Genomic DNA, 21,801 nt, shown 5'->3' on the forward strand with positions numbered 1-21,801 from the left:
GCCAAGATTGTCGATATTCTACCCCAGCCCTATCGAGCTAGCCACCCTGGCCGCCCGTCGGTTGGTGCAGAATTTCGCCGTTTGGCATGGAATCTTCGATCGGCCGCCTGCAAATCGGCGCTTTACCTAATCGTGCATCCAGAATACTGAGAGGCGTCGCGCGTTTGACTTTATGTACGCGAATCCAAACCGAACGGGCGTCGACGTCGAATTTTGCCATCGCACGGGGATAAACTTGAATGAGTGGTCTTGAAAACAACCTTTCAGTCGAACGAAAGACGTTTGTGACCCATCTCGAATGCGGCTTGACGGGCGAGCGCTTCGAGGCGGATCGAATTCAAACGCTTTCCAAGGCGGGCAAGCCGCTTCTCGTGCGCTACGACTTGGAAGCGCTCGGTCGAGCAGTCAGCCGTGCCGAGATTGCAAAGCGTGCGCAGGATTTTTGGCGCTACCGCGAATTTCTGCCGGTTCGCCATGTGCGCGACATCGTAAGCCTTGGCGAACAGGTCACCCCACTGTTGCCCGCACCGAAGCTTCAGCGCCTTCTGGGCGGGGGTGAGATTCTGATCAAGGATGAAGGCCGGCTGCCGACCGGCTCATTCAAGGCGCGCGGCCTTGCCATGGCGGTCTCGATGGCGAAACAATTCGGCATCGCGCGCATGGCGATGGCAACTGCTGGAAACGCGGGTGCCGCTCTCGCCGCCTATTGCACGCGCGCCGGCATCGAGAGCTATGTCTTCTGCCCGCAGGATGCCCAAGGACCGAATGTCGGCGAGACCGTGCTTCAGGGCGCCAAGCTCTTCAAGGTCAACGGGCTGATCAACGACTGCGCGAAGATCGTCGCGGAAGGCAAGGACAAGATGGGCTGGTTCGACGCATCGACGTTGAAGGAGCCCTATCGCATTGAAGGCAAGAAGACGATGGGGCTCGAACTTGCCGAGCAGCTCGACTGGACTCTGCCTGACGTAATCTTCTACCCGACCGGCGGCGGGACTGGCCTCATCGGCATGTGGAAGGTGTTCGACGAGCTCGGCAAGATCGACTGGCTCGATGGCAAGCGCCCACGAATGATTGCAGTGCAATCGACGGGGTGCGCGCCGATCGTGCGCGCTTTTGAAAAGAACGCCGATTTCGCCGAACCGTGGCAGAACGCCGATACGATCGCATCGGGGCTGCGCGTACCCGCGGCACTCGGCGATTTCCTCATCCTGCGGGCCATTCGCGAGAGCAAGGGATTTGCGCTCGCGGTATCCGATGCCGATATCCTTGACGCCCGCGCCGAAGTCGGACGGGAAGAGGGCATGCTCCTCTCGCCCGAAGGCGCGGCGACCTATGCTGCCTACCGCAAGGCCCTCAAGGACGGACGAGTCGCGAAGAGCGATCGCGTGGTGTTGTTCAATTGCGGCATCGGCCTCAAATATCCCATGCCCGATGCAAATCGATTCATCGATCGCACGAAGCCGATCGATTATGCATCATTGTAGCGTGTCGTTCGCCGCTAACGGCTCGTACCGTCTCTCGCCCTGACTCGCTTGCCAATCTCCCCGATCAATGATCCGGGGCCGCCGCGGCTCTGCATAGCAATTATGCGTTTTGACGCGTGTATCCTCACAGAAAGTTGTACCCGCGGCAGGCAATAAAAGACCGGCTTCGCCGTATTTCACTTATACGGTTCGTTCCCGGTCGCGCTGTTCAGCGGCCGCGCAAGGTAGGATTTTGATGATGCCGAAACGTGGATTGATGGCTGCTTGGGCTGTAGTGGTTGTGCTTGTGATCGCGCTCGGGGTCGCATCGACATTCGTTCACCCCGAGAGCGGCCCGTCGTTAGAGGAGATCATCCGTGCCAATCTCGCCCCGCATCACGACCGCATCTCGCTCGGATGAACTCGCCGATCCATTGATTACGAAGGAATGAGTGGCGCTGCACCGAGCCTTTCGCGCGGAGTGCCGAGCACGCGCTCCATCGCAAGGCCGATCGCAAGCAAGCGCTCCTCCTCGCCGTGGCACGCGATGAGTTGAAGCCCGACGGGCATGCCCTTCCTGTCGAGTCCGACCGGAATCGTGATCGCGCAGAGCGATAGATAATTCACGATCGATGTGTTCCTAAGCGACGCCATATTGGCCCGCCGATAGGCGTTGAGGTCGGAAACCTCCTCGACCGTTGGGGGCGTTAGCGCGACGGTCGGGCAGGCGATGACGTCGAGATCGCCGAACCGCCCGACGACCGAGTCCGACAATTCGTCAAGCCTGCGATAGCGCAAAAGGAGTTCGCGCGCGGTGATCGCGCCACCGTCGGCTATACGGATCTTGATGATGGGGTCGATCAAGTCGCGCCATTCCGGAAGCTCCTTCTCGAGGAAGGCATCGCACTCGGCCGATACCACGCCGCCGACATGGAAAAGCTCGATTGCCGCCGCCGCTTCGGGGATCGGCGCCTCCTTGAGCCGAGCGCCCTCCTTCGCAAGCGTGTCGAGCGCGCCGCGGACGGCTTCGGCGATGCCCGGCGAACAATCGTCCCAGAGCGGGGGCCCCGCGATGCCGATCCTCAAATCGGCCAGATCGTACTCGGAGATGGCGGCCTCGAGGGCAGGCCATGCGCCCCACGAGGGATCGAGTGCCGAGAAGGCGTACGCGGCGTCGGCCACACTGCGTGCGAGGAACCCGGCCGTATCGAGCGTCTGGCTGAGTGGCACGATATGCCGAGTGGACCAGCGTCCGAAGCTCGTCTTGAGCCCGACGTTGCCGGTCATGCTCGCGGGAACGCGGACCGAGCCGGCGGTGTCGGAGCCGAGGGCGACCAGGGCCGAGCCCTCCAGAAGGCTCACGCCAGCACCACTCGACGATCCGCCCGGTACGCGGTGGGCGCGAGCGTCCCAAGGATTTCGCGGCGTGCCCCAATGTGGGTTGACGCCAAGTCCGCCGAACGCGAGTTCGACCGTATGGGTCTTGCCGATGGCGACCGCGAGCTGGCGGCGGAGCGCCGACACGACCGGCCCTTCCTGCTCCCAGCGCTCGGGCAGGCGCCTCGGCGTGCCGGCATAAGTCGGCCAGCCTTTGAGCCCATAGAGATCCTTGACCGAAACCGGCAAACCCTGAAGCGGCCCGAGATCGACACCGCTCATGAACGCGGCGTCCGCCGCGCGCGCCTGAAGGCGCGCCTCGTCGGCATTCCAGCTTTTGTAGGCATTGAGGGGCCCGCCCACGTCCTCGTGGCGCGCGATCGCCGCCTCGACGAGTTCGAGTGAGGTGACCTCGCCACGGCGCAACGCGGCCGCGATCGATGTCAATGGCTGCGAAAGAAGCGTCGACATGGGAAGCGAGAGTAGCGGCTCGTTTCGACTCGGGAAAGTGACTTCGAGTTACGCCGCGCGTCGGGACGCCAAGGCGGCGTTTTCGACCCGGATGCGGAATCGCAACAGAACGAGATTAAGCAGGGTAAAAATGAGGGCCACCTTCCAAAAGCCGAACACGAGCGGAAGCACCAAGACTTCACCCGTCACGACGGCATAGTTTGGGTGGCGCATGAAGCGATAGGGCCCGCGCTTCACGAGCGGTGCATTCGGCACCGTGATCACCCGCGTCGTCCAAAAGCGACCCAGGCTCGTCATCACCCATGCCCGGGCGGCGCTAAGGAGGATGTAGAGCGCCAACGGCGGCCAATAAAGGGGCGTATCCGGGCGCACCAATGCGAACATGGCAATGAGCCATGCACTGTGGAGCAGCACGAAGTAGCGGTAATGCTCGGCTCCGACCTCGACCGCACCCTCGGCTAATAGGCGCGCCGTGTGGCGGTTCGAAATCAACAGCTCTGCAAGCCGCTCGATAACGACGAGTGCCAAGACGGCATAGGCGGGACTCATGCCGCACTGCGGGCGGGAAGTTTCTCGACGTGAGTGGCCGCGTTTTCGATGATCATGAAACCTGCCGTGAATCCCGGTCCGAGCGAGGTCATGAGCGAACGCCGTGGAAGGCCGCCATTCGCGAGCACGCTCTCGAGCACGAACATGACCGTCGCCGCCGACATGTTCCCGTAGTCTCGCAAAACCGCGCGAGAATGCACAAGGCCGTCGGACGGCAGCTCGAACGCTTCTTCGAGCGCGGTGAGAATCTTGGCGCCCCCGGGATGGCAGATGAACGCCTCGATATCGGCAATCGAGAGGCCGTGGCGGGCGAGAAACCGGTTGACCGTATCGCGAAAGTCACTGCGCAATAATGCGGGAATATCGCGCGAGAACATGACTCCAAGGCCGTCGTCGCGCACGCGCCAGCCCATGATCTCGAGCGAACCGGGCCATGTGTGCTCGCCGGCCGCCGTCATGGCGGGGCCGTCGCCATCGCAACTGATCACGGCGGCCGCCGCCCCGTCGCCGAAGAGTGCTGTCGCGATCACGTTGCTCTTCGTGTGATCGTTGCGCCGGAAGGTCAATCCGCAGAGTTCGACGACAAGGAAGAGCACGCGCATGCCGGGTGAAGCACGGGCCATCTCGGCGGCGCGGGAGAAGCCGACCACACCGCCTGCACAGCCGAGGCCGAAAATCGGTAAGCGACGAATGTCGCGCCGCATGTTGAGCCGCTCGATCAGCAAAGCGTCGATGGTCGGCGTCGCGATCCCCGAGGTGGAGACGGCGACGATCGCATCGACATCCCCGATGTCAAGGTGGGCCTTTTCGAGGCATAACAAAGTCGCTCGCTCGAGCAAGGCCACCGCATTCTCGACATAGAGTGTGTTGCGATCGCGCCAGCTATGGGGCTTCAAGTACCAATCGAGGGGCACGCACGAATATCGCGTTTCGATCCCGGCATTGGCATAAACGGGCACCAACCGCTCGAACCGCGCCTTGTTCCGCGAGAATATAGCGCGGCCGATCTCTCGGACGTCCGCCTGGCGCAGCATGTGATCCGGTACCGCAGTCGAGAGCGCCAATAACTTCGGGTCGGGGGACATTTGCGTCAACCTCGGTTCGCAGGTCGCGTTGCATACCCGCATCGAGCCGGTACATATAAGATGCCATCATTGGACGCATGACTTACAAATTTGTCATGCGGTAAAGGGAGGCGGCGCAAGTTATACGGTAAGCTTTTCGAGCCTTCCACGGTTCAGCCTCAATCGCACGTAAAATTGATCGAATCGGCACCAATGTTGATCTCTGAATAGACAGCAAATATTCCTACAGGACGACATTCCCTCCATTTTCGATCACGCGACGCGCAAGTTTATTTCCCTTGTGTCCACTGGCGACCGTCATACAACTTGAGCCGCCCGGCGCGTCGCAGCCGGCGCTCAGCGGCAAGTGTCGCTGCTTGGCCGCTTTGTCTATCGAGCGGGCAAAGCCGTTGGAGCGAGCGGGCAGGGAGGGGACGATGTTCGAAGGCTTCACGCGGGCGCGGATCAAGACATCGGGAGCGGAAATCAACCTGGTTCATGGCGGCAGGGGTCCTGCACTTCTCCTCCTTCACGGCTATCCTCAGATGCATGCGATGTGGCACAAGATCGCAGGGCCGCTGGCAAGGGACTTCACCGTCGTATGCCCGGATTTGAGGGGCTACGGCGATTCCTCGAAACCTGCGACGACGGCGGATCATTTTCCCTACTCCAAGCGTGCGATGGCGCAGGACATGGTCGAGACGATGACGGCGCTCGGTCATAAGCGGTTCTCCGTCGCCGGGCACGACCGCGGGGGGCGTGTGACACACCGCCTCGTCGCCGATCATGAAGAGCGCGTTTCGAAGGCAGCCGTTCTCGATATCGTCCCCACGCGCCGGATATTCGCATCGACCGACAAGGCGATTGCGACAGGCTATTATCATTGGTTCTTCCTTATCCAGCCTTACGACTTGCCAGAACATTTGATCGGCGCCGATCCCGACTATTACCTCAAGAAGAAGCTTGAACGGTGGTCCGACGGCGCCGAATGCTTTGCATCCGAGGCCGTCGCCGAGTATGTGCGGTGTTTCCGCGACCCCGCGACGATCCATGCAACGTGCGAGGATTACCGTGCCGCGGCCTCGATCGACCTCGTGCACGACGAAGCCGACTTGGCGCATAAGCCCGCGACGCCGCTCTTGGCCTTATGGGGCAAGAAAGGTCTCATGGAGCGGCACTTCGACGTGCTGGCGACCTGGCGGGAGCGCTTCCGCGATGTCCGGGGTGCAGCCCTCGATTGCGGTCACTTCCTCGCGGAGGAAAAGCCCGACGAAACCTGTCGCGCACTGCACGCCTTCTTCACGAGCTAGATACGCGTCCTTCGGCGCCCTTCGAACTAAGCCCACGTCTTTGCCCCACCCGAAAGGGCGCACCTTCGCACGCGAGCACCGTTGAGTGTCCGCCCACCAAAATGATCGAAGCCCAAAAAAACGCCGGAATTATCCGCCGATATCGCCGGCACCGAAACATCGTGGGGCTTCGCTCCCACGCCGCGCACATTTCGCGCGCCATTGCCGCATTCGATCCTTTGAGCGAGGATATGGCAAGATGCCATGACCAGAGACAAAGGCCAAAAACACCCCGAATTCGACCCGGGCAATGTTGCGTCAGTTGGGCCGGGAGAGGCGGGGGCCGGGTCGAAGGCGGCCAAACCCGTCCGGCGCGCAACCGTGACGGGGCGGTTGCGCGCCTATTTTTTTGCGGGCGTGCTCGTGATCGCCCCGATCAGCATTACCTTCTACATCGCCTATCTCATCCTCGATTTCGTCGATTCCCGCGTAACGCCGCTCATTCCGGCACCCTTCAATCCGAGCACCTATCTGCCGTTCGGCATCCCTGGCCTGGGACTGGTCATCCTGCTCGTAGCACTCACGTTTATCGGCGCCATGACGGCCGGCTATCTCGGCCGCGTGTTCGTGCGCATTTCGGAAAGCATTCTCGCGCGCATGCCGGTCATCAGCGGCATCTATGGCGCCGTCAAGCAACTGGTCGAATCCGTCTTCGCGAGCCAGGCAAGCGCATTCCGCCAAGTCGTGCTCATCGAATGGCCCCGCGACGGCGCATGGTCCCTCGGCTTCGTCACGAACACGACCGCAGGCGAGATCGTCGAGCACCTCACTCGCGACGTGGTCAGCATCATGGTGCCGACGACGCCGAACCCAACATCGGGTTATCTCGTCTTCATTCCGCGGGAGAAAGTCATACCACTCCGAATGAGCGTCGAGGATGCCATGAAGATGATTCTCTCGAGCGGCATCGTCGTGCCGCCCTACGAGGCCGAGCGACTGCGCAAGGCGGCGGCCCCCGTGCTGCCGTAGCGATCTCAGCCCGATCTCAGGTATTTCACCGCCGCGTCGCGCTCCATAAGATAGAGGAGCGTGCGGAGCGCTTCGCTGCGCGGACCCCTAAGGTCGGGATCGCGCTCGAGCGCGAGCCTCGCGTCGTCACGCGCCGTAGCAAGCAGTTCTCGATGTACGGCCAGGTCGGCCAGGCGGAAATCCGGCATGCCGCTTTGCCGCGTGCCGAGCATTTCGCCAGGGCCGCGCAGGCGGAAATCCTCCTCCGCGATCCGAAAGCCGTCCTCGGTCTCGCGCATTATCGCGAGCCGCGATTTCGCGGTAGCACCGAGTGGTGTCGCGTAAAGAAGGAGGCAGGTCGAGGGCTTTTCGCCGCGCCCGACGCGCCCGCGCAACTGATGGAGCTGGGCGAGCCCGAAGCGTTCGGCATGTTCGATCACGATCACGCTCGCGTCCGGCACGTCGACGCCGACTTCGATTACCGTGGTGGCGACCAGGATTTGAAGAGGGCCGTGGGCGAATGCCTCCATCACCGCATCCTTTTCCGATCCCTTCATCCGGCCGTGAACGAGCCCGGTCTTGCCCGGAAAGATCGCGGACAACTCCGCCTGTCGCTGGCTCGCGGCCGCGAGGTCCACCGCCTCGGATTCCTCGACGAGCGGGCAAACCCAATAGACCTTCGCGTCCTTTTCAAGGACTCGCCGAAGAGCGGCGACGACTTCCTCGATCCGATCGAGGGGAATCGTTCGCGTGTCGATCGGGTGACGGCCGGCCGGCTTCTCGCTCAGGCGCGAGACATCCATATCGCCATAAGCCGCAAGCATCAGCGTGCGCGGAATCGGCGTGGCCGTCATGACGAGCATATCGATCGCGCGTCCTTTGGAGGCGAGGAGCAGGCGCTGGTGGACGCCGAAACGATGCTGCTCGTCGACGACGGCGATCGCGAGATCCCTAAATGCGACATCTTCTTGGACGAGCGCGTGAGTCCCGATCACGATGTCGATGGCGCCGTCGGCGAGGCCGTCGAGAATGCCCTGCCGCGCCTTGCCTTTGTCCCGGCCGGTCAGCAGCGCCACATGCACCCCTCCCGCTCGTGCAAGAGGCTCGATGGTGTTGAAGTGCTGGCGTGCGAGTATTTCGGTCGGCGCCATGAACGCACCTTGAGCGCCCGCCTCGACCGCGTTGAGCATGCCGAGGAAAGCAACCAACGTTTTCCCGCTTCCCACGTCGCCTTGAAGGAGGCGCAGCATCCGCGCATCTCGCGCCATGTCCGCGACGATGTCCTTTACGGCATCGTTTTGCGATGCGGTGAGCTTGAAGGGAAGCGCATCGACGACTTTTTTCCGCAGACGTCCATCACCGGCGATGGGCCGTCCGGCCAGTCGGCGCTGGTGGGCGCGCACGAGTGCGACCGCCAGCTGATTGGCAAAAAGCTCGTCATAGGCGAGGCGTTGACGCGGCAAAGACGAAGGCTCTACCGCGGCTTCGCTGTCCGGGTTGTGGGCCGCCGTCAAAGCCGTGCGCCAGCTTTGCCATCCGGCGCGGCTAAGAAGGGCCGCGTCGATCCATTCGGGAAGTTCGGGTGCGCGTTCGAGGGCCGCACGCACCGCTTTACCCACGACCTTCAGTGTGAGGCCCGTGGTAAGGGGATAGACGGGCTCGATCCCCCTGAGCTGTTCGAGCTCGCTGATCGGGCCGATATGATCGGGGTGCGTGATTTGAAGCTGGTCGCGAAATCGCTCGAGCCTGCCGCTCACGACGCGCTGTTCACCGACCGGCAGGGCCTTCTGGAGGTATTCGGGTCGGGCATGGAAAAAGACGAGGTTGATGAATCCGGTTTCGTCCCGGCAGCGCACGCGGTAGGGCAGGCGCGGGCTTCGCGGCGGCTCGTGGCCGTCCACCCACACGGTGACCGTAGCGACGGCCCCTTCCTTCGCGTCGCGCAATTTGGGCGCGTAGCGCCGGTCGATCAGGCCGACCGGCATGTGCCACAGGAGATCGACAACGCGCGGGCCGGCGAGACGCTCGAACAGCTTGGCAAGGCGTGGGCCGACGCCGGGTAAAGTCGTGACCGGGGCGAACAGGGGGAAAAGGAGCCGAGGGCGCATTCGGGATGGGTGCTATGCCGCCGTGATTGCTGACAGGAGGCTGCCACGGCCTTATATCCTACCTGCATCCTGGGTGGGATGTGAGAATGACGGAACCCGGAGAAATTCTGCTCAAGCGCCTTCGATTCCGCAGCTGGCATCGGGGCACGCGAGAGATGGACTTGCTCCTCGGTCGTTTTGCCGACCGGTACCTCGATCAGTTAAGTCCGGCACAGCTCCGTCAGTACGAAGCGTTGTTGGAGGTCGCCGATGCGGACCTTTACAATTGGGTAACGGGACAGGCCCCAATCCCGGCCGGCTTCGACAACGACGCCTTGCGGCTCATCAAGAACCTTAACCTTTCCAGCTCAACATCTTGAAATTAGACCGAAAGCCATTGACGTTACCTGCGCGGCTCACGATTTCAGGTGCGCCCGAGGGCCTGGATGCGCTGCTGCTGGTGGAATTGGCGGCGACGGCGGCGCCTCAAACGATACTTCATGTCGCGCGTGACGACGCGCGGCTGAGCCGGATGATGGAGGCACTCGCCGCCTTTGCCCCTTCACTTGAAGCCTTGGCGTTTCCTGCGTGGGATTGCCTGCCCTACGACCGCGTTTCACCGAATGCCGAGATCACGAGCCGCAGGATCGACACGCTGACACGGCTCGCGCTGTTGCCGGCCGCTCGCCAGGCTCGCATCGTCGTTACGACGGTCTCGGCACTTCTCCAAAGGCTACCGCCTGCCGAGATGTTCCGGAGGGCAGTGTTCGGGGTTGCGGTCGGGCAACGCTTTCTGATGGAAGAATTGGCCCAGTTCGTCGCGCGCAACGGCTACCGCCGCGCCGAAACGGTGCGCGAGCCCGGCGAGTATGCGATCCGAGGCGGCATCGTCGATATCTTCCCGCCCGGGGCCAACGAGCCGGTGCGGATCGACCTATTCGGCGACGAGGTTGAGCGTATTCGGTGCTTCGATCCCCTCAGCCAGCGCACCACCGCCCGGCTAGACCGGATCGAGCTCAAGGCGATGAGCGAGGTGACGCTCGACGACGCGGCCGTCGAGCGCTTCCGCGTGCGTTATCGGGAGCTCTTCGGTGCGGCGAACGATGCCGACCTGCTCTATGCGTCGATCAGTGCCGGACGTGTGCACATCGGCATGGAGCATTGGCTCCCCCTTTTCCACGAGCGGCTCGAGACGCTTTTCGATTACGTGCCCGGAGCCGCGATCACCTTCGACCATCAGGCCGAAGAGGTGATCGGGACCCGACTCGAAACCGTCGCCGAGTTCTACCTTGCACGGAAGAGCCTCGTCGATGCTGACAAGTCGACGCTTTACAAGCCCGTTCCGCCGGAGCTCATGTTTCTCGATCGGCGCGCGCTCGACGAGGCGCTCGCCACGCGCTGGGTCGCGAGCTTCACCCCCTTCAAGAGTCCCGAGACGACGGCCGAGGGCGCAAGCGTCATCGACGCAGGCGGGCGGTTGGGCCGTGATTTCGCCGAGGCCCGCACCAATCCCGACGTCAACGTCTTCGATGTCGTGCGCGAGCATATCGTCGCGTCGCAACAAGCGGGCCGCCGCGCAGTCGTCGCCTGTTACAGTCAAGGTGCCCGCGATCGCCTCGGCACTCTCTTGCACGAACACCGCGTTCCGGGTGTTGTTCCGCTCACGAATTGGACCGAGCTCGACGCGCTCGGACCCGACGCCGTCGCCCTCATTGTGCTCGGTTTGGAGCGCGGCTTCGAGCGCGACGGGCTCACGGTCATCGCCGAACAGGATATTCTCGGCGAACGCCTGGTTCGCTCCGCCCGCAAGCGCAGCCGTGCCGAGAATTTCATCTCCGAAGTTTCCGCCTTGACGGCGGGAGACCTGGTCGTCCACGTGGAGCATGGCATCGGGCGCTATGAAGGGTTGGAGACGATCGAGGTATCCGGCGCACCCCACGATTGCCTTCGTGTGCGCTACGAAGGCGGTGACAAGCTCTTCGTCCCGGTCGAGAACATCGAGGTGCTTTCGCGCTACGGCTCGGAGGAAGCCGGGGCGCAGCTCGACCGCTTGGGGGGTGCTGGCTGGCAGGCGCGCAAGGCGCGCGTCAAACGTCGCATCCAGGAAATCGCGGAACACCTCATCAGGATTGCGGCCGAACGACTTATCAAGCCGGGCGACGTAATCGCCGCGGCCGACGGCCAATATGCCGAATTCTGCGCGCGCTTTCCTTATCCCGAGACCGAGGATCAACTCTCGGCAATCGACGACACCGTTCGCGATCTCGGTGCCGGCAAGCCGATGGATCGCCTCGTCTGCGGCGATGTCGGCTTCGGCAAGACCGAAGTGGCGCTCCGGGCGGCATTTCTCACGGTCATGTCCGGCTATCAGGTTGCGATCGTCGTGCCGACGACGCTGCTCGCGCGCCAGCATTACACCACCCTGCGGGAGCGTTTCTCGGGCTTGCCCGTGCGCATCGGTCGGCTCTCGCGCCTTACGCCCGTCAGGGAGGCCGCCGAGGTCAAGGCTGGTCTGGCGGACGGCAAGGTCGATATCGTGGTGGGCACCCATGCGGTTCTCGCGAAATCGATCGCGTTCAAGCATCTCGGTCTTCTCGTCGTCGACGAGGAGCAGCATTTCGGGGTCAAGCAGAAGGAGCGGCTCAAGGAGCTTCGAGCCAATGTTCACGTCCTCACCCTGACGGCCACGCCGATCCCGCGCACCCTCCAGCTCGCCTTGAGCGGCGTGCGCGACATGAGCGTCATCGCAACCGCGCCGATCGACCGGCTTGCCGTGCGCACGTTCGTGCTGCCCTACGATCCCGTTGTCATCCGAGAAGCGCTCCTGCGCGAGCATTTCCGCGGCGGGCAAAGCTACTTCGTATGCCCGCGCATCGAGGACCTCCCGGCCGTGCACGAGCGCGTCAAGACGCTCGTGCCCGAAGTCAAGATCGTGACCGCTCATGGACGCCTCAGTCCGACCGAACTCGAATCGGTGATGTCGGCGTTCTACGACGGGAAATTCGACGTGTTGCTCTCGACCAATATCGTCGAATCGGGCCTCGATATCCCGTCGGTCAATACCATGATCATTCACCGGGCGGACATGTTCGGTCTCGGTCAACTTTATCAATTACGCGGACGCGTCGGACGCGCCAAGGTCCGCGCCTATGCATACCTCACACTGCCGCCCGGCAAGGTGCTGACCGATGCCGCGACCAAGCGGCTCCATGTCATGCAAACACTCGACACTCTCGGCGCGGGCTTCACGCTCGCGAGCCACGACATGGACATCAGGGGCGCCGGAAACCTTCTTGGCGAGGAGCAGTCCGGCCATGTGCGCGAGGTCGGCATCGAGCTTTACCAGCAAATGCTCGAAGAGGCCGTCGCAAGTGCCAAGGGCCAATCGGCCGCCGCCGGCCAACGCGAATGGACGCCACAAATCAGTCTTGGCACCCCGGTGCTGATCCCGGAAGGCTACGTGCCCGATCTCGGCGTTCGGCTCGGGCTTTACCGACGCATCGCGCTCCTCGTCGATCGTGCCGAAATCGACAGCTTCGCGGCGGAAATGGTCGACCGTTTCGGGCCGCTGCCGCAGGAAGTCGAAAACTTGCTCCGGATCGTCGCGATCAAGCGCCTCTGCATCGATGCCGGCGTGGACAAGCTCGATGCGGGGCCAAAAGGTGCGCTGCTGGCGTTCCGGAACAACCGCTTTGCAAACCCTCTGGGGTTGGTTCGCTTCGTGACCAGCGAGGCCGCGACGGTCAAGCTCAGGCCGGACCAGCGGCTCGTGGTTCGCCGTTCATGGGATGAGGAAGCCGCCCGTGTCGCGGGCGTGCAGCAGCTTCTCGAGAAGATCGCCGAGATCGCCCACGCCCCTGTCGAGCGTGCCGCTTAAGCACTGGGCGTGGCTTGCGCGGCCGCGTGGGATCGGCGGGGGGCGCTTGCCCCGTCGGATCAATTTTCGCGCGTCTCTTCGTCGACGCTCGCCGCATCTCTCCCGATCAAGCCGAACGCCTGAACGAAGAGATCGGGCGATTGGGCGCCGGAGATCACGTATTTTCGGTCGAGGATGAAGCAGGGAACGCCTTGGATGCCCATGCGGCGCGCCATCTGATCCGCGTTCGCGACATCGGCCGAACCTTCGTCGCCCTCGAGATAATCGGCGAGTTGGCCGCGCTCGAGGCCTGCGCGTGCGCCGGCGTCAAGCAGCTCGCGGCGGTCGCTGATGTCATGGCCATCGACGAAATAGGCATTGAACAGACTTTCAACGACGGCATCCTGCAGGCCGTAATCCAGCGCGAAGCGGATTACGCGGTGGGAATCGACTGTATTCGGCGTCCGCACGATGCCATCGAAGTTGAATTCGATGCCCTCGCCAGCACCGGCCTCGCGGATCGCGTCGTATGCGCCAGAACCGCGGCTATCGCCAAATTTGAGGCGCAGGTACTCTCGCCTGTCCATGCCTTCGGCAGGCATGTCCGGGTTGAGCTGAAAAGGATGCCAAGTGATTTGAAGATCGCTTTGCGGCGCCAAGGTCAGCGCGCGCTCGAGCCGGCGCTTGCCGACGAAGCACCACGGGCAAATGGTGTCCGACACGATATCGATGATCATGCCTTAAGATAGATCGCCGCGTGTGCGAAGGCGAGTGCGACGGCTGCTTCCGGCAGTGATCGATCGCAGCGCAGTTCACCGCATTTGGGATTTTGCCCGCGCAATCAAACCGTCGACCGTATCGCCGGCCTCGGCGGTGGCTATGCCGGTCCCGACCCAGACCCGCAACGGATCGGCTTCGACGCTATTTTTCAATGAAAAATCGGTATTGAGCAAAACGCCCTCAATGCGGTTGGCGACGAATTGGGCCTCGTGCGCACCGGTGTCCGGAAGAATGACCGCCACGATGGATTCGCCCAATCGAGCGGCCATGTCTTCGGCGCGAATGAGGCCGGCAATCCAGCGCGATACTTGATTGACGACGCGATCTCCCGAACCGCCGCCATATTGGCGCTCGAACCAGGCGATGTTTTGGAGATCGAAGAGCACAAGCGAAACCGGCTTTTGGCTGAGTCCGGCGTTCGAGATGAGGCGACTGAGATGGCGCGAGGAAAATGCCTTGCTATAGAGCCCCGAGGCCGCGTCGGCGGTCCGCTCCACGAGCGTGCCCGAGAGGCCGCGATGGATGGCCTGGCGCACTCGCTGACGGCGCACGAGGCTCAAGACGTGATCGCGCAGTTCCGTCGGATCGAAAGGACGATGCAAGACGATACTGGCGCCGCGGCTGTAGCAGGTTTCGACATCTGCAAACTGTTCGCGTCTTGCCACGATGAGGACGGGCAGGTTGAAGAGACGCGGATTGTTGCGAATATGGGCGCAAAGGTGAAGCGTTCGCTCGATCTCGTCTTCGGGCACCACCACGAGAGCATCGAACTGCGAGCTGGAAAGGGATTCCGCTGCCTCGAACGCGTCGGCGGAATGGGCAATCCCACAATCCGCCGCAAGCACCAATTCGACGGTCGACCCAGTGGGTGAAGTCAATCCCGAATTGAGGAATAGCACCCGCGGCTCGCGTACGTCCGGTTCGATAGTCGCCTTCGCACCCTCGGCCAGACCCAGGGCGTGCATTGTCTGACGACGGCGATGGAGTTCCGCCGTCATGGTCGCGAGGCGGAAGAGGGGCGCCAGTCGTGCTGCGAGTATGGCGTTGCTGACGCCTCCCGTGATCACGTCGTCGATGCCGGCGGCGAGGCATCCGCGGCGAAAGGTGGCATCGGCGTACATCGCCTGCATGACGACGGGAACATGGCGTGTTTCGTCACAGTGCTTCACCCCTTCAGCGAGCGCCATCGCTGCCCCGATATCTTCATCGGCATTCACGACGACGAGGTCCGGCAGCACTTCGCGAACGATGCGGAGTGCGCGCGTGCCAGCACCGACCGGCACCGTCGCATAACCGCAGGCGTCGAGCCGGACACTCAGCTCGCGGATCCGCTTCGGATCGGCGCTCGACACCACGACGCGCGCGAGGGAGCGGGCTGCACCTGTTGCTTCAATTACCGCGATCGTCATCCTATGCTCGCTTGGCGGCCAAGTTCTGCAAGGGAACCAACCCGACAAAATTGCCGTGAACTGGTTACCGAATGCTGAAGCGCACGCTTCATCGGATTTTGCGGTGAGCCAAAGGGTTAAGGACAAAAAATGAATATTAATAAAGAAATACCGGATAATCCTCATGTCAGCCCTTATGAACGCGATCTCGATCGCAACGCAGCCAATTTCACGCCGCTGACCCCGCTCGGCTTTCTCGAACGCGCCGCTTCCGTTTACCCGGAGAAAATCGCCGTCATTCATGGAGACACCCAATTCACGTATGGCGATTTCATGGCTCGATGCCGGCGGCTCGCGTCGGCGCTGAAATCCCACGGCGTGGGCGTCGGCGACACGGTATCGATCATGGCCCCGAACGTCCCGGCGTTGCTCGAAGCGCATTATGGGGTGGCGATGGCGGGTGCCGTCCTCAATGCGATCAATTACCGTCTCGACTCCGCGAGCATCGCGTTCATGCTGAGCCACGGCGGCGCCAAGGTCTTCATTGCGGATCGCGAGTTTTCCCCTTTGGTCAAACCGGCATTGGCAACGCTCGAAAGGCCGCCGGTCGTCATCGATATCGACGATCCGCTCCATGCCGGCGGCGAACTTCTCGGCGAGAAGGACTACGAAGCGTTCCTGGCCCAGGGCGACCCCGATTTCACCTGGCGCTCGCCCAAGGACGAGTGGGAAGCGATCGCGCTTAGCTACACCTCAGGCACCACAGGCAATCCCAAGGGTGTCGTCTACCATCATCGCGGCGCTTTCCTGAATGCGCTCGGCAACGTCATTGAATTTGGCCTGGATGCAAGTGCTGTCTATCTCTGGACGCTGCCCATGTTCCACTGCAGCGGATGGACATACACCTGGGCGGTCACCGCGGTCGCGGGAACCCATGTCTGCCTGCGCAAGGTGGAGCCCCGGCTCATCTTTGCCTTGATCGAAAGGCATCGAGTAACCCATCTGTGCGGCGCACCCATCGTCCTCAACATGCTGGTTCATGCACCGGAGAGCGAAAAGCGACGTTTCGCGCACCGTGTCGAGGTCGCGACCGGGGGTGCGGCCCCGCCAAGTGCGATAATCGCCGCCATGGAGAGCATGGGCTTTCGCGTGACGCACCTCTACGGCCTCACCGAAAGCTACGGCCCCGCGACGCTTTGCGCGTGGCAGGAGGCTTGGGGCGATCTCGATCTTGCCGACAAGGCGTCGAAAATGGCGCGGCAGGGCATCCGCTACGTCACACTTGCCGACATGATGGTCGCCGACCCTGCCACCCTTCGTCCTGTCGCGTCGGACGGTGCGACGATTGGCGAGCTGATGCTTCGTGGCAACACCGTGATGAAGGGCTATCTCAAGAACCCGAAAGCGAGTGCCGAGGCCTTTCGCGGCGGCTGGCTTCATACCGGCGATCTCGCGGTGCGCCACCCCGACGGCTATGTCGAGATCAAGGATCGCTCGAAGGACATCATCATTTCCGGGGGTGAGAACATCTCCTCGCTCGAAGTCGAGGAGGTGCTTTACAAGCATCCGCTCATCATGGAAGCCGCCGTGGTTGCGCGGCCCGACAGCAAATGGGGCGAAGTGCCATGCGCGTTCGTGACCCTCAAGGACGAAAGTGCTGAGGTCAGCGCGCAAGAGATAATCGCCTATTGCCGAGAGCATCTTGCGCGTTACAAGGTGCCGAGATACGTCGTTTTCGGAGCACTGCCGAAAACCTCGACTGGCAAGATCCAGAAATTCGTGCTTCGCGAAAAGGCGAAGGAGGCTTGACGAACGAGGGTGGACAGGGACGAGGGGTAGAGAGGGGTATGGTGGCGGCTGAGTATTTCGACCTTACGGGAAAAGCAGCGATCGTGACGGGTGCCACGAGCGGGCTCGGGCGTCACTTCGCGATCACGCTTGCGCGCCAGGGTGCGAAGGTGGCGCTCATGGGCAGGCGGGTCGGACTTCTGCGAGATCTTGCGAGGGAAATCGAGGGCTTCGATGGTCGCGCCATCCCAATCGCCGCCGATGTGGCGCGTGCGGACAGTGTGCGGCAAGCCATAGCCGCCGCCGAGACCGAGCTCGGCTCGATCGGCATTCTCGTCAACAATGCGGGTGTCGCGATTGTAAAGTCCGTTCTCGACATGTCGGAGAAAGACTGGGACCAGATCGTCGATGTGAACTTGCGCGGCGCCTGGCTCGTGGCCCAGGAGGTCGCCAAGCACATGGCGCGTCTCGGTCATGGCGGCAGCATCATCAATATCGCGTCGATCACTGCGTTCCGCGTCGCAGGGCAGCTCTCCGCCTATGCCGCCACCAAGGCGGCCCTTGTGCAGCTGACCAATTCCATGGCGCTCGAATTGGCGCGCTATAAGATCCGCGTGAATGCGATCGCACCGGGATACATCGAGACGGACATCAACCGGGAATTTTTTGCGAGTGCAGCCGGACAGGCGATGATCAAGCGCGTGCCCCAGCGCCGGCTGGGGCAGCCCGAGGACCTCGACGGCGCCCTTCTGCTGCTGGCATCGGATGCCTCGTCCTACATGACCGGCAGCACCATCGTCGTGGATGGCGGGCATCTTCATTCCGCGCTGTGACGCGACATCGAATTACGGGAAGGCCGAAAATGGATTTCAATCTTTCCCCCGAGATCGAAGGCTATCGCACACGCGTCAGAGCCTTCGTCGACGAACACGTGATTCCCGTCGAAACCGATCCGGCAGCACGGGACGTGCACGAGAACATCGCCGAAGCAGCGCTTCAAGCGTTGCGAGCGAAGGCGCGCGCCGCCGGGCTCTGGTGCTTCCAGATGCCGAAGTCGCGGGGCGGGATGGGTGTGGGGATCGTGGGCATGGCCGCGTGCTATGAGGAGATGGCGCGATCCATTTTCGGCCCCCTCGTCTTCAACTGCATGGCGCCCGACGACGGCAATATGATCGTGCTCGAGAAAGTCGGCACCGAAGCGCAGAAGGAGCGCTGGCTGCAGCCGATCATCGATGGCAAGGTGCGCTCCTCCTTCGCCATGACCGAGCCCGGGTCGGGTGCCGGTTCCGATCCCCTGGGGATGATGAAAACGCGCGCCGTGAAATCCGGCGGCAAGTGGATCGTCCAGGGCCACAAGTGGTTCATCACCGGTGCGGACGGTGCCGCCCATTTCATCCTCTTGGCGCGGACTTCGGACGATCCGCGCAAGGGATTGACCGCGTTCCTCTTCCACAAGGATCAGCCCGGTTGGCGCATCATACGTCGCATTGCGATCATGGGGCCGGAGGAGCATGGCGGTCATTGCGAACTGAAATTCGACGGTCTCGAAATTCCCGAGGAGAATGTACTGATGGGGGTTGGGGACGGGATGAAGGTCGCTCAAATCCGCCTCGGCACGGCACGCCTTACCCATTGCATGCGGTGGCTCGGCTGGTCGAAACGCGCCCTCGAAATCGCGAGCGGCTATGTCGCCACGCGCGAGTCGTTCGGCGCCAAGCTCATCGACCATGAGGGGGTTCAATGGCTTTTGGGCGAGGCGGCGATGGACATCCAGCTCGGCCGGCTCGCGACGATGCATGCGGCCTGGAAGCTCGACCAAGGCGAGCAGGCGCGCAAGGAAGTCTCCATGGCGAAGGTCGTCGTCGCCGACACCCTCCACAAGGCGGTCGATACCGCGATTCAGCTTTGCGGCGCCAAGGGATATTCCAAGGATACGATCCTCGAATGGCTCTATCGTTATGCGCGCCAGGCGCGGCTCGTGGATGGCGCTTCGGAAATCCACAAGATGGTGCTCTCCCGAGCGCTGGTGCGCGAGCAAACGAACTTCTGGTCGTGGGGTTGAGGGCGAGAAGCCGACGCTGACAGCGTTGTCGATCAACCGGCCGGCGCACGCTTCTTCGTCTGCTCGCGATAGAAAATATAGAGCCCGCTGGCGATGATGACGAGCGCGCCGACAATCGTCCAAAAGTCCGGCAGGTCGCCCCATAAGAGAAACCCGTAGCCGGTCGACCAGATAAGCCCGACATAGGTGAACGGTGCAACGGCGGCGGCGGGCGCTTCAGCGAGCGACCGGATCATGCAGTAATGGCCGATGACGCCGCAAAGACCGGCGAACGCCATCAGCGCCCAGCCTTCGAGGTCGGGCGTCACCCAGACGAAGGGCAGGCCGATCGTGGCGGCAATCGCACCCACGAAGGCGCTCATCGTGTTTGTCGTCATCGGCCGGTCGGTGCGGGCGAGCACGCGCGTCGTGATCTGGTAAAGCGCGTTGATCGCTGCGGCCAGCACCGCGAGAAGTGCCGAGGTTTGAATGACGCCGACGCCCGGGCGCACGATGATGACCGCACCGGCGAAACCGACGGCGACGCCGATCCAACGGCGTATCCCCACCTGCTCCCGGAGCAGTGGAACCGACAGTGCCGTAACCAGGATGGGGCTCAGGAACATGATCGAAGTCCCCGCCGCAAGCGGCATCGTCCTGAGCGCCACGAAATAAATTGCCGTCGTCAAGACTAGGAAGAGCCCCCGGAGAAACTGCATTCCATAGCGCGCATGGCTCATCACGGAAGGTAAACGCGTACCCGCCCAAATCACCGCATAGATCGTGTGGAAGAGATAACGGCCCCAGACGATCTCGATTGCCGGGAGCGACCTGGTGAGGTATTTCGCCGTCGCGTCGAGGCTCACGAAGAAGATCGTCGTCACGAGCATCCAGAGGATGCCGCGCCGGACATTGGCCGATTCGGGGGAGGCGATTGCGAGGCTGGTCATGGTGTTGGTCGCGAAAGCCGTTCCTGCATCAGACAAAAGCTGCCGCGACGCGATCATAAACAGGCCGGCCGCCGGGACCCAGGGCTAATTACGCACAGCAAGCCTCGGTAAAATCGTCGCGGCTGATTCCTTGGATGCCCGGGTCAAGCCCGGGCATGACGAGTGGAGGAGTCCAACTTATTTGTCGGATACAGGACACTTGCGATTCTATTAGTCTGACAATTCCCGTTCACCAAGGCAGGGCAGTTCCTCGAACGGACCGCCACTTACTCCCTCCCGTCATGCCCGGGCTTGACCCGGGCATCCACGCTTTTCAGCATCACTCGTCATGCCCGGGCTTGACCTGGGCATCCAGGTGCTTGCGCAAGCTGAACGTAAAGGTCGTTCCCGTTTGGGTTTGTTGCCGGAATAAGATGCATTTTCCAGGCACGCGGCCCACAGCATCTCCGCCGGGCTCAGGATCAAGTTCTCGTGCCGCGGCGCATGTGTCGCAGATAGCTCAGCCCGCTGACCCACGTGAGCACCGCGACCGCGCAGTAGCCGACGGTATAGCTGCCGATCGTACCGAGCACGAACGCAAAGCAGTAGGGTACCGCCACCACGCCCGCGAACATGACGAAGGAGCATCCGCCGGTGATCTCGGCGGCACGGCCGGGTGGGGCGTGGCGCGCCACTTGAGCGAGTTGCACGCCGTTCCACGCGATCGCGGTCGCGCCGTAGGCAATACACACGGCGACGATTGCAATGAATGGCCAGGCCGGCGTGAAGAAGCCGACGAGCACGGCGCATCCGGACATGGTCAGCCCCAGCACGCCAAGCAGGCGAAAGGGGGCGATAAATCGGTCGGCGAGCATGCCCCACACGATGCGGCCGGTCACACTCGCAATGAGTGCAGCGGAGAACACGAAACCCGAGCGGTCAATCGACATTCCAATCCGACCGCTGAGATAGGTAACGAGGAATGTAAGGAGGCTCTGTTGCATCCCCGCAAAGGCGAATGCGGTCAACGCGAGCATGCGGAGTTCGCGGGAGCGGAACACGTCTCCAAGAGGAGCTGCGATTTGGCCAAAGGACAACAGCGTGCGCTTGGAATCGCGGCCGGTATCAAGGTCTCGGCGAAGCGGCTCCGCGACGAGCGCCACGGCGACGCAGAGAATGGCCGTCACGAGCACGGCGCCGCGCCATCCAAGCGCCCTGGCCAGGCCCGGCAGGACGATCCCGGCAATCGCGCCGCCGAGGGGAACCCCGGTTTGCTTGAGGGAGAAGACGAGGTTCAATCGTTCGGGCGCCGTCGTTCGCGCCAGGATGTGGGAGGAGGACGGCGTGATCGGCCCGTAACCGGCGCCGATCAGCACGGCCGATGCGAGCACCGCCGGGCCGGAGCCGAGGGTCGCCACCGCCAGCCCCGCCCCGCACAGCACGACCGAGGCCTGGCTCACGCGCAAGGGGCCGAAACGCGCGATGAATCCACCGCTCACAAGCCCACTTGTCGCCGCCAGGGCATAAGTCAGCGAGACATAGTAGCCGATGAGATGGGGAGCCAAACCGAGATCGCTTGCAGCCAACGGGGCGAGAACCGGGCCGGTAAGCGCTGCCCACGAAGTCAGCGCCTGGATGGCGAGCGTGATGATGAGGGCGACAGTGCCTTGATTCATGAGGCGGCCAATTTTGTCATATTTTTGTGATGAAA

Annotated in this window: 16 protein-coding genes; 8 read left to right on the plus strand and 8 right to left on the minus strand. The window is 62.6% G+C overall.

The features are described from left to right. Window positions 1-239 precede the first annotated feature (239 nt). The gene (locus VEJ16_04185) at window positions 240-1,484 is read left to right on the plus strand and encodes a threonine synthase (GenBank protein HYB08846.1); all 1,245 of its coding nucleotides are present in this window, start codon (window positions 240-242) and stop codon (window positions 1,482-1,484) included. 417 nt (window positions 1,485-1,901) lie between these two features. Here the strand turns inward: VEJ16_04185 and VEJ16_04190 are convergent, their stop codons facing one another. The 3 genes from VEJ16_04190 to VEJ16_04200 are packed head-to-tail and all read right to left on the minus strand — an operon-like array spanning window position 1,902 to window position 4,945. After that, a complete protein-coding gene (locus VEJ16_04190; protein HYB08847.1) occupies window positions 1,902-3,311 on the minus strand; it encodes an amidase in 1,410 nt (469 codons plus the stop codon). Window positions 3,312-3,359: 48 nt separating this feature from the next. Then, window positions 3,360-3,860 (minus strand): isoprenylcysteine carboxylmethyltransferase family protein, encoded by a 501-nt coding sequence (locus tag VEJ16_04195; GenBank protein HYB08848.1) that lies wholly within the window; start codon window positions 3,858-3,860, stop codon window positions 3,360-3,362. Then, on the minus strand, window positions 3,857-4,945 hold the full coding sequence (locus VEJ16_04200; protein HYB08849.1) for a 3-oxoacyl-[acyl-carrier-protein] synthase III C-terminal domain-containing protein: 1,089 nt from the start codon (window positions 4,943-4,945) through the stop codon (window positions 3,857-3,859). The genes VEJ16_04195 and VEJ16_04200 overlap by 4 nt, the downstream gene beginning before the upstream one ends. Window positions 4,946-5,361: 416 nt before the next feature. On the opposite strand from VEJ16_04200, the gene VEJ16_04205 reads away from it, so the two are divergent. Together VEJ16_04205 and VEJ16_04210 are read left to right on the plus strand one after the other, a co-directional pair. After that, complete coding sequence (locus VEJ16_04205) at window positions 5,362-6,234, plus strand: alpha/beta hydrolase (protein ID HYB08850.1); 873 nt, start codon at window positions 5,362-5,364, stop codon at window positions 6,232-6,234. Between the two features lie 243 nt (window positions 6,235-6,477). Beyond that, window positions 6,478-7,242 carry a DUF502 domain-containing protein gene (locus tag VEJ16_04210; protein ID HYB08851.1) on the plus strand — a complete coding sequence of 255 codons (765 nt, stop codon included), beginning with the start codon at window positions 6,478-6,480 and terminating at the stop codon, window positions 7,240-7,242. A gap of 5 nt (window positions 7,243-7,247) precedes the next feature. On the opposite strand, the gene recG is transcribed toward VEJ16_04210, so the two are convergent. After that, window positions 7,248-9,329, minus strand: coding sequence for an ATP-dependent DNA helicase RecG (gene recG / locus VEJ16_04215; GenBank protein ID HYB08852.1), 2,082 nt, complete (start codon window positions 9,327-9,329; stop codon window positions 7,248-7,250). A gap of 86 nt (window positions 9,330-9,415) precedes the next feature. On the opposite strand from recG, the gene VEJ16_04220 reads away from it, so the two are divergent. Beyond that, complete coding sequence (locus VEJ16_04220) at window positions 9,416-9,688, plus strand: succinate dehydrogenase assembly factor 2 (protein HYB08853.1); 273 nt, start codon at window positions 9,416-9,418, stop codon at window positions 9,686-9,688. Between the two features lie 152 nt (window positions 9,689-9,840). Continuing rightward, window positions 9,841-13,185, plus strand: coding sequence for a transcription-repair coupling factor (mfd, locus tag VEJ16_04225; protein ID HYB08854.1), 3,345 nt, complete (start codon window positions 9,841-9,843; stop codon window positions 13,183-13,185). Window positions 13,186-13,244: 59 nt separating this feature from the next. On the opposite strand, the gene VEJ16_04230 is transcribed toward mfd, so the two are convergent. After that, window positions 13,245-13,901 (minus strand): DsbA family oxidoreductase, encoded by a 657-nt coding sequence (locus tag VEJ16_04230; GenBank protein ID HYB08855.1) that lies wholly within the window; start codon window positions 13,899-13,901, stop codon window positions 13,245-13,247. A 75-nt stretch (window positions 13,902-13,976) separates the two neighbouring features. Beyond that, window positions 13,977-15,353 carry a diguanylate cyclase gene (locus VEJ16_04235; protein HYB08856.1) on the minus strand — a complete coding sequence of 459 codons (1,377 nt, stop codon included), beginning with the start codon at window positions 15,351-15,353 and terminating at the stop codon, window positions 13,977-13,979. Window positions 15,354-15,482: 129 nt separating this feature from the next. Between VEJ16_04235 and VEJ16_04240 the strand changes: the two genes are divergently transcribed. Genes VEJ16_04240 through VEJ16_04250 form a run of 3 tightly spaced genes read left to right on the plus strand, consistent with a single transcriptional unit; the run spans window position 15,483 to window position 19,182 of the window. Continuing rightward, window positions 15,483-17,141 (plus strand): acyl-CoA synthetase, encoded by a 1,659-nt coding sequence (locus VEJ16_04240; GenBank protein ID HYB08857.1) that lies wholly within the window; start codon window positions 15,483-15,485, stop codon window positions 17,139-17,141. A gap of 38 nt (window positions 17,142-17,179) precedes the next feature. After that, entirely contained in the window at window positions 17,180-17,953 is a 774-nt protein-coding gene (locus tag VEJ16_04245; protein ID HYB08858.1) for a glucose 1-dehydrogenase, read from the plus strand. 29 nt (window positions 17,954-17,982) lie between these two features. Next, entirely contained in the window at window positions 17,983-19,182 is a 1,200-nt protein-coding gene (locus tag VEJ16_04250; GenBank protein ID HYB08859.1) for an acyl-CoA dehydrogenase family protein, read from the plus strand. A gap of 32 nt (window positions 19,183-19,214) precedes the next feature. Here the strand turns inward: VEJ16_04250 and VEJ16_04255 are convergent, their stop codons facing one another. Together VEJ16_04255 and VEJ16_04260 are read right to left on the minus strand one after the other, a co-directional pair. Further along, window positions 19,215-20,111, minus strand: coding sequence for a DMT family transporter (locus VEJ16_04255; GenBank protein HYB08860.1), 897 nt, complete (start codon window positions 20,109-20,111; stop codon window positions 19,215-19,217). 461 nt (window positions 20,112-20,572) lie between these two features. Further along, window positions 20,573-21,766 carry an MFS transporter gene (locus tag VEJ16_04260; GenBank protein HYB08861.1) on the minus strand — a complete coding sequence of 398 codons (1,194 nt, stop codon included), beginning with the start codon at window positions 21,764-21,766 and terminating at the stop codon, window positions 20,573-20,575. Window positions 21,767-21,801 lie beyond the last annotated feature (35 nt).

The sequence above is a fragment of the Alphaproteobacteria bacterium genome (genome assembly GCA_035625915.1).
Classification (GTDB): Bacteria; Pseudomonadota; Alphaproteobacteria; order JACZXZ01; family JACZXZ01; genus DATDHA01.

What these genes read in the sequence shown, in the direction of transcription:
- VEJ16_04185 (HYB08846.1), top strand. Translation starts at nt 240, where the DNA reads ATGAGTGGTCTTGAAAACAACCTTTCAGTCGAACGAAAGACGTTTGTG.
- VEJ16_04190 (HYB08847.1), bottom strand. Translation starts at nt 3,311, where the DNA reads ATGTCGACGCTTCTTTCGCAGCCATTGACATCGATCGCGGCCGCGTTG.
- VEJ16_04195 (HYB08848.1), bottom strand. Translation starts at nt 3,860, where the DNA reads ATGAGTCCCGCCTATGCCGTCTTGGCACTCGTCGTTATCGAGCGGCTT.
- VEJ16_04200 (HYB08849.1), bottom strand. Translation starts at nt 4,945, where the DNA reads ATGTCCCCCGACCCGAAGTTATTGGCGCTCTCGACTGCGGTACCGGAT.
- VEJ16_04205 (HYB08850.1), top strand. Translation starts at nt 5,362, where the DNA reads ATGTTCGAAGGCTTCACGCGGGCGCGGATCAAGACATCGGGAGCGGAA.
- VEJ16_04210 (HYB08851.1), top strand. Translation starts at nt 6,478, where the DNA reads ATGACCAGAGACAAAGGCCAAAAACACCCCGAATTCGACCCGGGCAAT.
- recG (HYB08852.1), bottom strand. Translation starts at nt 9,329, where the DNA reads ATGCGCCCTCGGCTCCTTTTCCCCCTGTTCGCCCCGGTCACGACTTTA.
- VEJ16_04220 (HYB08853.1), top strand. Translation starts at nt 9,416, where the DNA reads ATGACGGAACCCGGAGAAATTCTGCTCAAGCGCCTTCGATTCCGCAGC.
- mfd (HYB08854.1), top strand. Translation starts at nt 9,841, where the DNA reads ATGATGGAGGCACTCGCCGCCTTTGCCCCTTCACTTGAAGCCTTGGCG.
- VEJ16_04230 (HYB08855.1), bottom strand. Translation starts at nt 13,901, where the DNA reads ATGATCATCGATATCGTGTCGGACACCATTTGCCCGTGGTGCTTCGTC.
- VEJ16_04235 (HYB08856.1), bottom strand. Translation starts at nt 15,353, where the DNA reads ATGACGATCGCGGTAATTGAAGCAACAGGTGCAGCCCGCTCCCTCGCG.
- VEJ16_04240 (HYB08857.1), top strand. Translation starts at nt 15,483, where the DNA reads ATGAATATTAATAAAGAAATACCGGATAATCCTCATGTCAGCCCTTAT.
- VEJ16_04245 (HYB08858.1), top strand. Translation starts at nt 17,180, where the DNA reads ATGGTGGCGGCTGAGTATTTCGACCTTACGGGAAAAGCAGCGATCGTG.
- VEJ16_04250 (HYB08859.1), top strand. Translation starts at nt 17,983, where the DNA reads ATGGATTTCAATCTTTCCCCCGAGATCGAAGGCTATCGCACACGCGTC.
- VEJ16_04255 (HYB08860.1), bottom strand. Translation starts at nt 20,111, where the DNA reads ATGACCAGCCTCGCAATCGCCTCCCCCGAATCGGCCAATGTCCGGCGC.
- VEJ16_04260 (HYB08861.1), bottom strand. Translation starts at nt 21,766, where the DNA reads ATGAATCAAGGCACTGTCGCCCTCATCATCACGCTCGCCATCCAGGCG.